Source organism: Vibrio fluminensis (assembly GCF_015278125.1).
Taxonomy (GTDB): Bacteria; Pseudomonadota; Gammaproteobacteria; order Enterobacterales; family Vibrionaceae; genus Vibrio; species Vibrio fluminensis.
On record NZ_JADILO010000001.1, the window covers coordinates 374680 to 387641 of the forward strand.

Here is a 12962-nt window from a genome sequence, read left to right on the forward strand (position 1 = left end):
TAGCCCAGCCAATCAATGACATAGGCACATCATTTGGAAGTGTATGCCAACCTTATGATTTTCGCCAACTTTTTTCTGTCAAGAAAGTGAAAAAACATACAAAACATATAGATACATTTACTGCTATCTGTAAAATGGCAAAACTAAATTCATGTATAATTGACATTTTAAGTTAATTCAGCTGCTGATAGATGATTTATAGAAATTTAACTCTATCTTGAGGGCAAAATAAATTTGCGAGATAAATTTGATCCTATAAATTTCATTTTGAATGCTTGCCACCTCTAAAGAGGTAACACGTTATCTATCCTCATAGAAACAACATCTTACTGAGTCTTCTGAGGCACTGTAGAAAATAGCCGTCTTTAAACAAAACTGCTAGAGAATGCGACATGGTACGCGCCACCACGGTTTACAACAGTGTCCATTTTGTGGGTTAATTCAGTATAAATGTTTCAATCGCACAAAATGACAGCTTATATGGATGTAGCCACGCTCATTTTAATGAATCAATCTATCACTATTACCTTACCTCAGTCTCTGAACGGTAACGTTGGAGCGGGCAATGTTTGAGTACGCATTACACCCAGCGTTTATCTTACTGATTGGTGTCATCATTGTACTTGCAAGTTGGGTGGTTTACTTTATACGCTCAATACGCTCTTCTCACTCTGGCTTTGACCGCAGGATCGGAACACCCTACTTGCTCTATTCATCCTCAATCATGATGTGGGTGATAGGTAGCGCATTTTTCTATTCCCCATATGTTGCTCAAGTTGATGAAGCGTTAGTGATAAGTATGGTGCTATTCACCAACCTCACGTCATTTTCTGCCTTTATTTTTGCTTGTTTAATTACGCAAATGCTCGTTTCAGAAGTGCTCACTTCGTGGCTTAAATATCTGCAACGTACCCTAATCGTGGCAGTTTCCATCATAACGCTTTATTTGAACTATCTCCCTGGAGACACTGTTATTGGTGTTGCGATTGCCGAAATTGGTAGCTACGAAATCCATTTCGGCCAGAATGGGAAGTGGTTCTTCATATCGATACTGATTTTGATGACGATTACGCTGCAAAATATCTATTTATACTCGCACAAAGCTAGGGCTCTACAACAAGTAAAATCCCTTTACATGTTGACTGGCATTGGCATTTTTATGGCGTCTTCAATCATTATCAATGGCTTAATTCCATTACTGCTTAATGACTTTTCGCTATCTTGGCTGCCTCCTGCATTCGCCATTAGTGAGATAGTGATTATTGGCTATGCATTGATGACCTATCGTTTCTACAGCAACCGCCACGTAATCTATACCTGTATCTCTTTAGTGATAACGAGTTTTATCATTATCACACCACTTAGCTTACTATTTGGTATGCTACCGACCTTTGATACAACTCCCGTTATCATTATGAGTTGTCTGCTAACCGGATTAGTTTGGCACCGTCTTTCTTCACAAATAAATCGACTATGTAGTCAGATTGTATTTGGTCAAAAAACTTCGCCTGACAATCGTATTCGTTCACTTGGCGATGAATTCCAAAACTCTACCTCCAACGCATTTGCCAAAATCGCTAAGACTCTAAACATTAGCAAAAACGACCTGCAGTTAGTCTCCAACTTGCAAGATGAGAAGCTATACACATCCCAGCTATACAAACAAGACAGTGTATTAATTTTTGAAGAGTTAGAAGAGCTTGTTCTCGGCGAAGTGGCCGTTGGGAAAGTGTTGAAAAAAATCTATTTTAAGATGAGATCTGAGCAGGTTTCGCTCGTCCTGCCGATTTTTGACCAGAACCGTCGTATGAGCCATCTATTACTGGCGAAAAACAAGCCTAGTGGTCAAATGTACTTCTACGAAGAAGTTAAAGCTCTACAATATGCGTTGATCAAAGCTCAGGGTTACATTAACGCAGATCGGAAGGTGCATCAGGCGCAGGCTCTCGCAAATTCTATTGCTCATGAGATGCGCAACCCTCTTGCACAAGCTCAACTTCATTTTGAATTGCTCCATGAGAAACTCGAGCATCAGGCTCCCAATTCAGAGTTAGAGGCGGAACTGAACAAAGGTAAATGTTCAATTGAGAGAGGACGTCAGTTAATCGATATCATTCTCCGTGAAGTGAACGACGCCTCTCTAGAGCAAGAACCAACCAGTGAGATGTCTATCAAACAGGCTGTAACGGTTGCAATTGAACGCTATGCCTATGAGTCGTGTAATGTCCGAAACCGTATTACCATTGATATATCGGAAGATTTCTTTATTAAAGTGAATGAAACTCTCTTCAACTTTGTGATCTTCAACTTACTCCGCAATGGTATTTACTATTTTGATTCTCATCCCGAGTCGCGCATTGAAATAAAGACGCTCTCTGGAAAGTATGAAAACTTCTTAATCATCCGAGACACTGGTCCAGGAATACCAAGCTCGCTACTGAATCGCGTATTTGATGATTTCTTCTCCTATAACAAAACTGGTGGAAGTGGACTCGGCCTAGGTTATTGCCGCAGAGTAATGAAATCTTTTGCAGGTTCGATTCAATGCTATTCAAGAATGAACGAATACACCGAATTCCACCTCTCCTTTCCGGCAGGCGTAGCATCACCACAACCACTTGTTTTGCCTGATAATTTGCCTACTTTTAATAGTTCCGATGCAAGCTACAGCGACAAACCAAAGCATAAATCAGCAAAGATAATGGTTGTAGATGACAAAGAAATCCAAAGGCAACTTGTCAAACTGCTACTCAATCAACTCGGTTATGAGGTAGTACTGGCAAATAATGGCCAAGTGGCGGTCGATATGCTCCGTCAGTCCGATGTCGACTTCGTATTTATGGATGTTCAAATGCCTGTTATGGATGGATTTGAAGCAGCAACATTGATCAAACAGCATAAACCTACTTTGCCAATTTATGCGCTTTCCGGTGAGTCCGGTCAGATTGAGCTAGCAAGAATTCGACAACTTATGGATGGCCGATTAACCAAACCTACAACCAAACAAGCGCTTAAACTTGCCATTGAATCCAAATTGTATTAATTCGCAATTTCCACAAAATAGAACGAAATGAAGTCACAATTGGCATTTAATATGCTTCTTATTTATCGCGTCATTACATTGCCGCACCATTAAATAGGAGCAAAGTATGAACCGTATTACTTATTACAATCTGATTGAACATGGTATCCAGAGTTTGCTTGACGACCGTTTTGGCCAAATTGCTCGGTTAGACCCACCTCATTACCTTAGCCTAATTATTGGTAAAGAGAGCTGCTCAGAGATGAGCGATGAAGAGCTAGTCTCTGTGGTTGAAAGCCTGCGTAGTGAAGGTTATCTAGAAGATCGCAAATCGATGATCCCGTATTGATGAGACAGAAATGAAAACTAAAGTTAGCTGAACCAGAGCATTGTCAGACCTTTGTATTTATGTAGACTGAACAGATCACTATGCGATCTGGTTAATCCATGAAACAACTGCTCGACTTCATACCTCTCATCATCTTCTTTGTTCTCTACAAGGCATTCGATATTTATATCGCAACCAGTGCGCTAATCGTCGCAACCGCTGTTCAACTCAGCGTCACTTACGCTTTGTACAAAAAAATCGAAAAGATGCAGCAGATTACCTTTTTAATGGTGGCCATCTTCGGGGGCATGACTGTCTTGCTCCATGACGACGACTTCATAAAATGGAAAGTGACGATTATTTATACACTCTTCGCGCTGGGTTTAATCGTTAGCCATTTAATAGGCAAGTCCGCGATAAAGAGTATGCTTGGTAAAGAACTCGCATTACCTGACCGAGTATGGGCTAAACTCACTTGGGCTTGGGCTTTTTTCTTCAGCCTCTGTGCTTTACTCAATCTCTATGTTGCGTTTAAGCTGCCACTCGATGTGTGGGTCAACTTTAAAGTGTTTGGCTTACTGGCCGCAACCTTTGTCTTTACTGTTTTCTCTGGGCTCTATATTTATAAACAGTTACCAAAAGAGAACAACGAGGAATAACCGTTTGCCTAACAGGTGCTTTTCCCTCTATCTGAGGTATAATTAATGGCATATATACCTAAGTAACCTCAAAATGCTCAGGTAGCACTGCGACCACCGCTGGTCGCTTTTTTGTTATTAACTTACCGTTGCTCACTGAAGTGACGTCATTATGTTGTGGATGTCAAAATGAGTCAGGAAATTTGCTCACCTCGAGGACAACTTCTTCTTCGTACCCTTGCTATGCCAGCCGACACCAACGCCAATGGTGATATTTTCGGGGGCTGGATCATGTCACAGCTCGATCTCGCTGGTGGTATCCTTGCCAAAGAAATCTCGGGTGGTCGTATCGTTACGGTTTCAGTCTCAAGCATCACTTTCAAAAAGCCAGTAAAAGTCGGCGACGTGGTGTGCTGCTACGGGGAATGTACCAAAATCGGTCGTACATCGATGAGTATCGATCTGGAAGTTTGGGTTAAACCTGTCAAAGAACATGGTCTTGAAGATAGATTTATGGTGTGCGATGCGACATTCAACTATGTAGCAATTGACAGCAACGGCAAGCCACGTGCAATTAATTGCTAACGAAGCATAAAATCAATCACATTTTCGATAATCAGTAACCTAACTCACTGTGTGATAAGTTAGAGTTATGCCAACAAACAACCATTGCCTAAAAATAAAAGGAAATCCGCATGTGGTACGTTATCTTTTCACAAGATGTTGAAAACTCGCTTGAGAAACGCTTAAGTGTTCGTCCTGAGCACCTAGCTCGCCTGCAGACATTACAAGATGAAGGCCGCCTATTAACAGCAGGTCCAATGCCAGCGATTGACTCAGACAATCCAGGTGAAGCAGGCTTTACTGGTTCTACTGTTATTGCACAATTTGATTCGCTTGAAGCGGCACAAGCATGGGCTGATGCAGATCCGTATATTACTGCAGGCGTATACCAATCAGTGATTGTTAAGCCATTTAAGAAAGTATTTTAATTATGAAACTGCGCTTTTTCACTAGTCTCATTACCCTAGCTACGCTAGCGGGATGCGCTGGTAATTCCCAACAGCAGCACCTAGAACTTCTCGCGAGCAATCGCGCGAGTGTGCTTGCTGGTGAGCTTCCACTTGAAGCTGGACCACTTTCAATTATGCGTGCTACAGCTAAAGGCACGACAATTGAGATTATGATGGTGTATAACCAAGATCAAGCAGGTGCAAAGCCTATTGAGCAAGTTATGAATCGTGGCATTAGTTACTACTGTTCTAACAAAGACACCAAGGCAAACTTAGAAGCCGGTCTGAGCTACCGTCTGAAAATGCGCAATACACGTGGGCAATTGATGCTTGATCAATTTGTCAGCGAAGAAAGTTGCACTTCAAACTAGAGCAACTTAGAACGGTTTGATAATGCCTTGGTCGTCACCAAGGCATTTTTTTGGCCGGACCCATTCTCATTATGCAACCTCCTGATTATTGCTAGCTCATGATGATAATGTGAATCTTTTTTTGCATTTTTTACACTACGACCGCAGCTAAATATATGGAAAACAAATCATTTAACCGCGGTGATACATCATAAAATATTATCAACCCCACTAAAACGAAGAAAAAACATCTATTCGTACATTGACGCTATTTCTAAGCAGTTCTAAGTTTTGTAAAGGCTGATCAACAAAGGACAACGCTATGAAACGTGCAAGTAACTCTTATCGTCTGCAAATTATTAAAGAAGTCGCAACACGGCAAGAGAGGTTGCATTGCGGAGATCCACTCGCCACCTATATCCAGCAACTAATCGATGAACAACCAGATGTTGATAAAAGTAACGAAAAAAACCAGCATTTCTCAGGCTGTCACTTCGATGATCATGCGGGCGGTTGGGTAAGCGATAAGTGGGGACTCAAGTAATCGAACGTTTAACCATCTCACAAAATAGATTTAAAACAGATCTTGTTGCGGCGTACTTACGTCAGTGTTTGTTTCTTTCTCCGTCGCAACATTTGCCATCACTTTACGTCGATAACGTTGACGACACAATTTTAACACGTGCAGTTGCTGATTTGGCGTCATAGATAACCAATTAAAGCGTTCATCACGCTTACGCATGCAACCTTGGCAATATCCTTTCTCATCCACACTGCAAACCCCAACGCATGGACTCGGTACAATAAAAAACTCTAATTGCTCCATACGCCCTCCTAAGCGGTGTAAATATAAAAAGAAATCAAAAAACCATGACTAAATACTGACACAATTACCAACTTGTTGCCTATAATAAGCAACGATGAAAGTTCATCGTGGTGTACCTGTGTATACCTTATTGTTTTTTGGAGTTTAATACTATGAAGCTTAGTTTAAAAACGTTGCTTGCGGCAGTTTCTCTTCCTGTACTAATGACTGCTTGTGCATCAAACGGTGACGATGTGAAAACTATTACTGAAGCTGATCTACAACACCATAACTGGGAACTTGTTCAAGTCGACGGTAAAACTATTCAAGTTGAAGAAGGCGAACAAGCACCTAACTTAGAAGTTGGCGAAAAGATGACTGCAAACGGCAACGCTGGTTGTAACACCTTCTTTGGTCAAGCAGAGCTAAAAGATAACCAATTCCGCATCGAGAAAATGGGCATGACCATGAAGATGTGTATGGGTGAAACGATGAATGTAGAAAGCACATTCTCGAAAACTCTGTCTGATTGGAGCGACATGACGCTAACTAAAGATAGCCTAGTTCTGAAAAACGACGCACACACATTAGTGTTCAAATTAAGCGATTGGAAATAATAGTTGCCAATCCTAATTGATAGAAGAGCAGCATTTCGCTGCTCTTTTTTTGTTTCTTCCGCTCGTAAAAATCCGTCACAAAACTCTTTTAATTCTCTCCCCTGCACACTTTAAGTACAATTAAGTAACAACAAACACAAATATCTAAAAAGTTTCAGTTTTTTTAGTTCATAATGAATGAAATTGTCGCGAGACTCGGTCTATACCTAAACCTCAATTGCAATAGGAACCATTATGACAAGGCTGTTTACCCTTCTCTCTACTCTAATGCTCACCTTTACGGCTTCGGCTGCTGATAACTGGCAGATGATCACTGATCAAGCCAAAGGTCAAACTGTCTATTTTCACGCTTGGGGTGGTAGCCAAGAAATTAATAATTACCTTCGCTGGGCGGCGGGTGAAATAGAAGATAAATATGATGTCACCCTAAAACACGTTAAGGTAACCGATATTGCGGAAACCACTTCACGCCTTATCGCAGAAAAAGCGGCGGCAAAAAACAGTGGCGGCAGTGTGGATATGGTTTGGATCAATGGTGAAAACTTCAAGTCGATGAAAAATAATGGGCTACTTTATGGGCCGTTTGTTGAAAAGCTCCCGAGCTGGCAGTTTGTCGATAAATCTCTACCTGTAGACAGTGATTTTACCGAGCCAACGCTAGGTCTGGAAGCGCCATGGGGGGTTGGTCAGCTAGTCTTTATCCACGACTCTGCACGTTTGAATAATCCACCACAGTCATTTACAGAGTTACTAAGCTATGCGAATGCGTATCCGAATAGACTCAGCTACCCTCGCCCACCAGAATTTCACGGCACCAGCTTCTTAAAAGCACTACTTATCGAACTAACCAATAATGACCCTAGTTTGAGTCAACCTGTTGAGCAAGCCGACTTTTCTCTTATCACTCAGCCTTTATGGCAATACTTAGATGCATTTCATAAAGTAGCATGGCGTCAAGGTAAGCAGTTTCCATCAGGTTCTTCAGAAATGACCCAACTATTAGATGATGGCCAAATTGATCTCGCCATCACTTTCAATCCAAACGCGGTATTTTCAGCTCAGGCAACCGGTAAATTGGCACCAAGCACAGCCACTTATGCGATGAATGCCGGAGCCCTATCCAATATTCACTTCCTAGCCATTCCTTGGAACGCAAACGCATCAGAAGGGGCTCAAGTGGTGATTAACTTTCTCTTAAGCCCTGAGGCGCAATCTCGTAAAGGTGACCTAAACATTTGGGGTGACCCTTCAGTATTGGAAAATCAATACCTTAAAGGCTCTGCCAAAAATACCAAACTGTTTAAATCTATCGCAGAACCGCACCCAAGTTGGCAAATCGCGTTAGAAAAAGAGTGGCTACAACGATATGGCAACTAACATCTGCGCGATAAGGCCTTGTCGAGTCATACTTTGCGAGTATTAGATGCTTAGAATTAGTTACTTGATTTTAATTGTCATCTGCAGTTTACCGCTAGTTCCCGGTTTGTCTGGCGTGGTGGTAGCGTCGTTCGGCTTTATTCCGCCGTTGGACATGAACACTGTTAGCCTGCAAGGCTATCATCAACTGATGCAGTGGAGTGGTTTTGAACAATCGATTGCTGCATCAGTGTTAAGCGCTATCTTTAGTACTATCACCGCTGCTGCCTTTTGCTTTGCTATTTTACAACGCCTTTGGTTAAGTAAATATTGGCATCGAGTCGAGACCATCCTTGCCCCGCTGCTCGCGTTGCCACATGTGGCGTTCGCTATCGGCTTTGCTTTTTTGTTCGCGCCAACTGGCTTTGTGGCGCGAATCGCCTTTGATGCGTTAGGTTGGCAGAGCGACAGCAGCTCACAAGCATTATTGGTTAATGACCCATTGGCCCTGGGGCTGACGGTCGGTTTAGCCTTTAAAGAGCTACCTTTTTTACTATTGATGAGCATACCTGTCTTACAGCAATTAAAATTGGATCAAACCGTAAAGGTCGCCACCATGCTTGGTTATTCACCCGCACAAATGTGGCTTAAAATTGTGTTTCCACAATGGTTGGAAAAAATGCGTTTCCCATTATTTGCGGTGATTTGCTACGGCATTTCTGTGGTTGATGTTGCATTGATATTGGGTCCTTCCAACCCTCCAACCTTCGCCGTATTGGTTTGGCAGTGGTTTAGTGACCCGGACTTAAGCTTAATGCCGAGAGCATCCGCGGGCGCAGTGATCTTACTTGTACTGGCAAGTTTGATGATGCTATTGGTGGTTTTGATTGAGAAAGCGCTGACGACAAAATTCAACCATTGGCAATACTCTGGACGATCAGGTATTAAGCTACCGGGAATTTCGGTATTAACCACTGCGATAGTCATCAGTGTCGCTATTGTGCCACTTTTGGCGATTTGGAGCTTTGCACAACGTTGGCGATTTCCTGATCTCACGCCAAGTCAATTGAGTGCGCGTTTTTGGCAGTTTGAGTGGCCAAATATGCTGCCAACGTTACTTAATAGTATCGTATTGGCGGCTATCGTCGCGTCAGTCACCCTTTTGCTTGCCCTTATTGCACAAGAGTTCAAACTCAAGCAACGCTGGCACTTACCTGACTATGTCATTGCGCTACCGATGTTAATTCCTCAGCTTTCAATGCTATTTGGTATTCAGATCATGGCTCTGTATATCGCGAGCGGACAGTTTACTTTGTGGGTGATATGGTCACATGTCTTCTTCGCCTTCCCATTTGTTTACCTAGCGATAGATGGACCATGGAAAAGTTATGACCATAACTATACCAAAGCAGGTTTAAGCCTCGGTAAATCACCAATAATGGTGTTTTTGAAGATCAAAATGCGTTTACTTCTGCCTGCAATTCTTTACGCATGGGCAGTAGGTGCAAGCGTGAGTCTTGCTCAATACTTACCAACCCTGATGCTTGGAGGCGGACGCCTGACAACCATCACGACAGAGGCAGTCGCACTCTCTAGTGGCTTTGATCGACGCGTCACGGCGATCTATGCCCTTTGGCAAGCACTTTTGCCGTTAATCTTTTTTTCTGCCGCACTACTTATTAGCCGCATCACCACAAGACGCTCTGTCGTTTTTGTTAAGGAATCAGCTCTCAATGACGCTTTTACTAAAAGACCTCACCGTTTATAAGCCCCAAAACGAGGCACTTTTCGAACACCTCAACCTCACCATAGAACCTGGAGAAGTGGTCGCGGTTATGGGCCCAAGCGGTTGTGGTAAGTCAACTCTGCTCAATGCGATAGCAGGTCATCTCAATGAGGATTTTGAGCTTAGCGGAACATTGAGTTTATGCGGCGAACCCATTGACCAGACTCCGCCCCATTTACGGAAACTTGGCGTGCTTTTTCAAGATGACTTACTGTTTCCACACTTAAACGTGTGGCAAAACCTTGCTTTCGCTTTACCTAATGACGTGCCAAAAGCACAGAGGAAAACGCGCGCTCTCGAGTGCTTACAACAAGTAAACCTACTCGATTTAGCGCCCTCTTATCCCGAACAAATTTCTGGCGGACAAAGAGCGCGAGTAAGCTTGTTACGTATGCTGTTGGCACAACCCAAGGCTGCGCTATTGGACGAACCATTTAGTAAACTAGATAAAGCGCTTAGGGCTCAATTTCGTGATTGGGTATTTGAACAACTACGGGCTGCGAATGTGCCCACATTACTTGTCACCCATGATATTGACGACGTTCCACCTAGAGCAAAAATACTCAACTGGCCTTGGTAGGCTACCTCTAATCAAACAAATAACACCAATAATTCAGAGACCGACCATGCTAGATAAATTCAGCATTAAACTGATTCGCGCGCCTTTAGCTTCAGCCGCGTCACTATTGAGCCGCAAAGGTATCACGGCCAATCAAACCACACTGTTCGGTTTTGCAGTGGGTTGCTTGGCACTGCCTGCTTTGGCTCTACAGGAATATAACTGGGCGTTGCTGTTCATTGTGATCAATAGAGTATGCGACGGACTTGATGGGGCTTTAGCTCGGATTCACGGCATTACGGATGCGGGCGGATTCTTAGATATCAGTCTCGATTTTCTTTTCTACTCACTGATCCCATTTGGTTTTGTGATTGCCAACCCAGAGCAAAATGCGGTTGCCGGAGCATTTCTTATTTTCTCTTTCATCGGCACGGGGTCAAGCTTTCTTGCGTTTGCAGTTATGGCCGGAAAACGCGGTATTGAAAATCCGGTGTATCAAAATAAATCTCTTTATTACATGAGTGGCTTAACCGAAGGCACAGAGACCATTGCCTGCTTTGTATTATTCTGCCTCTTCCCACAACACTTCGCCCTAATTGCTTGTATTTACGGTATCGCCTGCTGGTTCACCACCTTCACCCGCATCGTCGCTGGCTATAAAACGCTAAGCAACGAACCTCAAGAGGCAGAATCACCCTAGCGCCTTACTGACAAATACAGATCAGGCATTACGTCACAAGCCCCATAATGCAAAAAGCCCCAAACGGGGCTTTTCCTTTCATCGATGTTTCATCATTATTTTTTAAATACTAAACATTTCAATGATGCTTGCTCATCAATATCCGCGAACTCTTCCGGGTTAGCTAAGCGCTCAATGAACTTTAACTCTGGCGCAGCCTCTGCCATCCCATCAATTAAGAAACTGCAGTCAACCGCAGGTGAATTCACGCACGCTAGCACCTGACCATTGTCAGTAAGCAAGTCAGGTAAACGGCGTAAGATTTTGGCGTAATCTTTTGTCAAAGCAAAGCTGCCCTTCTGGAATGAAGGTGGATCAATAATGATCAAATCGTATGGACCAGATTTCTTTATCTTACCCCACGACTTGAAAATATCATGACCCAAGAACTTGACCTGATTTAAGTTATGCTCGTTCAGTTTGTGGTTCTCACGCCCCTTGCTTAAAGACGCTTTCGCCATGTCCACGTTCACGACTTGATCCGCGCCACCCGCAATGGCAGCCAGAGAAAAGCCGCATGTATAAGCAAACAAATTAAGCACATTTGCATGCTTTGCATTATCACGGGTCCACTCTCTTCCCAAACGCATATCTAAAAACAAACCAAAATTTTGGTTACGGCCGATGTCCAATTGGTATTTCAAACCTAGCTCTTCAACCACTGGGCGAGAGTCTAATTCACCTAAAAGCACTTCAGACGGAGCACCATCCTCATAACGGTGCTGCAATAAGATCACTCGACCTTGGCGTGCTTGCCAAGCGTCTGTTTGTGATAATGAAATAAGGCCCAATTTTAACTGGGTAATAAATTCATCATCCACCGCTTTAAATAGGTTGACGATAAGCTGACCTTGCAACCAATCGCAAGTCAACTGCTCTAAACCTTGCCAACACTGACCACGGCCATGAAACAAACGGCGAACTTCATTTGGCACCGTGTGCAGTTGTTGTTCCACATGGTTTAAAAATACTGGGATCTGTTCTGCTTGCATTACTGTCGCTACTTTTTAATATTAGGCCATGCTAGTTGCCACGGTGGCAACCAAGCATCAATGCCCTGTTGAATTTCGGTTTCTTGCCATTTATCCCCAAGAGATACAGACTCTCTTGGATCGCAAATAAATTGATGAATTTGACCTTGGTAAGGGAATCCCAGCGCAAAGGCATGTAAATACCCTCTATCAGACTCACTGCCGGTGTTGTAAATAGGGTCGCCTACAATCGCTGAGCCTACTGACTTCAAAGCCACTCTAATCTGGTGAGTCTTCCCCGTATGTGGCTTACATAAGAACAGTCTTTCACCGGGTTTAGCGCTCGCAGAAAAAAACTGTGTGATCGCCGGATTATTATGACTGTTAATCAACTTCCATGACGAACGGCGCGAACGTTCCATATCACCGCTAACCAACCCTTGCTTCTTCTTCGGCTTTTTTGCACCAATCGCAAGATAAAACTTTTCAACCAATCGGTTGGCAAATGCTTGAGAAAGCTCACTCGCCGCTTTTGAGCTGCGAGCCAGTACTAGAATGCCCGATGTCATCTTATCTAGGCGATGCACTAGATATAGCTGTTGGTCACCACTTTGTTTCGCGACTTCAGCCAGTAACATAGTGTCACCATCATCTTTATGAACGGACACGCCCGGGTGCTTATTGATGATCAAAAAATCGTTGTGAGTGTATAAGATATCAAACATGAAAACGGCTCCATTGAGGAGCCGTGAGTATATACTTAATTTATCCGCGCCTA

Annotated in this window: 15 protein-coding genes; 12 read left to right on the top strand and 3 right to left on the bottom strand. The window is 43.1% G+C overall.

The window, feature by feature from the left end; genetic code table 11:
• Positions 1–565 precede the first annotated feature (565 nt).
• From IRQ95_RS01675 to IRQ95_RS01705, 7 genes are all read left to right on the top strand, one after another.
• A complete protein-coding gene (locus IRQ95_RS01675) occupies positions 566–3043 on the top strand; it encodes a hybrid sensor histidine kinase/response regulator (RefSeq protein ID WP_194435272.1) in 2478 nt (825 codons plus the stop codon).
• Positions 3044–3149: 106 nt separating this feature from the next.
• Entirely contained in the window at positions 3150–3371 is a 222-nt protein-coding gene (locus tag IRQ95_RS01680) for a hypothetical protein (RefSeq protein WP_194435273.1), read from the top strand.
• Between the two features lie 98 nt (positions 3372–3469).
• Positions 3470–4009 (top strand): septation protein A, encoded by a 540-nt coding sequence (locus IRQ95_RS01685; protein WP_194435274.1) that lies wholly within the window; start codon positions 3470–3472, stop codon positions 4007–4009.
• Between the two features lie 168 nt (positions 4010–4177).
• Positions 4178–4573: an acyl-CoA thioester hydrolase YciA gene (gene yciA / locus IRQ95_RS01690; RefSeq protein WP_194435275.1), complete on the top strand. Its 396-nt coding sequence runs from the start codon at positions 4178–4180 to the stop codon at positions 4571–4573.
• A 110-nt stretch (positions 4574–4683) separates the two neighbouring features.
• A complete protein-coding gene (locus IRQ95_RS01695) occupies positions 4684–4980 on the top strand; it encodes a YciI family protein (protein ID WP_123781595.1) in 297 nt (98 codons plus the stop codon).
• 2 nt (positions 4981–4982) lie between these two features.
• A complete protein-coding gene (locus tag IRQ95_RS01700) occupies positions 4983–5372 on the top strand; it encodes a GspS/AspS pilotin family protein (protein WP_194435276.1) in 390 nt (129 codons plus the stop codon).
• A gap of 301 nt (positions 5373–5673) precedes the next feature.
• Positions 5674–5895: a hypothetical protein gene (locus tag IRQ95_RS01705; protein ID WP_194435277.1), complete on the top strand. Its 222-nt coding sequence runs from the start codon at positions 5674–5676 to the stop codon at positions 5893–5895.
• A 30-nt stretch (positions 5896–5925) separates the two neighbouring features.
• On the opposite strand, the gene IRQ95_RS01710 is transcribed toward IRQ95_RS01705, so the two are convergent.
• Entirely contained in the window at positions 5926–6177 is a 252-nt protein-coding gene (locus IRQ95_RS01710) for a DUF1289 domain-containing protein (RefSeq protein ID WP_194435278.1), read from the bottom strand.
• Positions 6178–6329: 152 nt separating this feature from the next.
• Here IRQ95_RS01710 and IRQ95_RS01715 point away from each other — a divergent pair, with 152 nt between their 5' ends.
• The 5 genes from IRQ95_RS01715 (at position 6330) to IRQ95_RS01735 (ending at position 11174) form a co-directional block, all read left to right on the top strand.
• The gene (locus tag IRQ95_RS01715; RefSeq protein ID WP_194435279.1) at positions 6330–6773 is read left to right on the top strand and encodes an META domain-containing protein; all 444 of its coding nucleotides are present in this window, start codon (positions 6330–6332) and stop codon (positions 6771–6773) included.
• A 234-nt stretch (positions 6774–7007) separates the two neighbouring features.
• A complete protein-coding gene (locus IRQ95_RS01720) occupies positions 7008–8150 on the top strand; it encodes an ABC transporter substrate-binding protein (RefSeq protein WP_194435280.1) in 1143 nt (380 codons plus the stop codon).
• A 46-nt stretch (positions 8151–8196) separates the two neighbouring features.
• Positions 8197–9897 carry an ABC transporter permease gene (locus IRQ95_RS01725; RefSeq protein ID WP_194435281.1) on the top strand — a complete coding sequence of 567 codons (1701 nt, stop codon included), beginning with the start codon at positions 8197–8199 and terminating at the stop codon, positions 9895–9897.
• Complete coding sequence (locus IRQ95_RS01730) at positions 9863–10495, top strand: ATP-binding cassette domain-containing protein (RefSeq protein ID WP_194435282.1); 633 nt, start codon at positions 9863–9865, stop codon at positions 10493–10495. Before IRQ95_RS01725 ends, IRQ95_RS01730 begins: the two co-directional genes overlap by 35 nt.
• Positions 10496–10541: 46 nt before the next feature.
• A complete protein-coding gene (locus IRQ95_RS01735; RefSeq protein WP_194435283.1) occupies positions 10542–11174 on the top strand; it encodes a CDP-alcohol phosphatidyltransferase family protein in 633 nt (210 codons plus the stop codon).
• Positions 11175–11269: 95 nt separating this feature from the next.
• Here IRQ95_RS01735 and IRQ95_RS01740 read toward each other — a convergent pair whose 3' ends face one another.
• Entirely contained in the window at positions 11270–12205 is a 936-nt protein-coding gene (locus IRQ95_RS01740; protein WP_194435284.1) for a class I SAM-dependent methyltransferase, read from the bottom strand.
• A gap of 8 nt (positions 12206–12213) precedes the next feature.
• Positions 12214–12909 carry a TIGR01621 family pseudouridine synthase gene (locus IRQ95_RS01745; protein ID WP_194435285.1) on the bottom strand — a complete coding sequence of 232 codons (696 nt, stop codon included), beginning with the start codon at positions 12907–12909 and terminating at the stop codon, positions 12214–12216.
• Positions 12910–12962: the final 53 nt, after the last annotated feature.

Bases quoted from the DNA above. Each gene is read 5' to 3' on its own strand.
- IRQ95_RS01745 (WP_194435285.1), bottom strand. From the start codon at position 12,909: ATGTTTGATATCTTATACACTCACAACGATTTTTTGATCATCAATAAG.
- IRQ95_RS01715 (WP_194435279.1), top strand. From the start codon at position 6,330: ATGAAGCTTAGTTTAAAAACGTTGCTTGCGGCAGTTTCTCTTCCTGTA.
- IRQ95_RS01705 (WP_194435277.1), top strand. From the start codon at position 5,674: ATGAAACGTGCAAGTAACTCTTATCGTCTGCAAATTATTAAAGAAGTC.
- IRQ95_RS01680 (WP_194435273.1), top strand. From the start codon at position 3,150: ATGAACCGTATTACTTATTACAATCTGATTGAACATGGTATCCAGAGT.
- IRQ95_RS01735 (WP_194435283.1), top strand. From the start codon at position 10,542: ATGCTAGATAAATTCAGCATTAAACTGATTCGCGCGCCTTTAGCTTCA.
- IRQ95_RS01695 (WP_123781595.1), top strand. From the start codon at position 4,684: ATGTGGTACGTTATCTTTTCACAAGATGTTGAAAACTCGCTTGAGAAA.
- IRQ95_RS01675 (WP_194435272.1), top strand. From the start codon at position 566: ATGTTTGAGTACGCATTACACCCAGCGTTTATCTTACTGATTGGTGTC.
- IRQ95_RS01740 (WP_194435284.1), bottom strand. From the start codon at position 12,205: ATGCAAGCAGAACAGATCCCAGTATTTTTAAACCATGTGGAACAACAA.
- IRQ95_RS01730 (WP_194435282.1), top strand. From the start codon at position 9,863: ATGACGCTTTTACTAAAAGACCTCACCGTTTATAAGCCCCAAAACGAG.
- IRQ95_RS01685 (WP_194435274.1), top strand. From the start codon at position 3,470: ATGAAACAACTGCTCGACTTCATACCTCTCATCATCTTCTTTGTTCTC.
- IRQ95_RS01720 (WP_194435280.1), top strand. From the start codon at position 7,008: ATGACAAGGCTGTTTACCCTTCTCTCTACTCTAATGCTCACCTTTACG.
- IRQ95_RS01725 (WP_194435281.1), top strand. From the start codon at position 8,197: ATGCTTAGAATTAGTTACTTGATTTTAATTGTCATCTGCAGTTTACCG.
- IRQ95_RS01700 (WP_194435276.1), top strand. From the start codon at position 4,983: ATGAAACTGCGCTTTTTCACTAGTCTCATTACCCTAGCTACGCTAGCG.
- IRQ95_RS01710 (WP_194435278.1), bottom strand. From the start codon at position 6,177: ATGGAGCAATTAGAGTTTTTTATTGTACCGAGTCCATGCGTTGGGGTT.
- yciA (WP_194435275.1), top strand. From the start codon at position 4,178: ATGAGTCAGGAAATTTGCTCACCTCGAGGACAACTTCTTCTTCGTACC.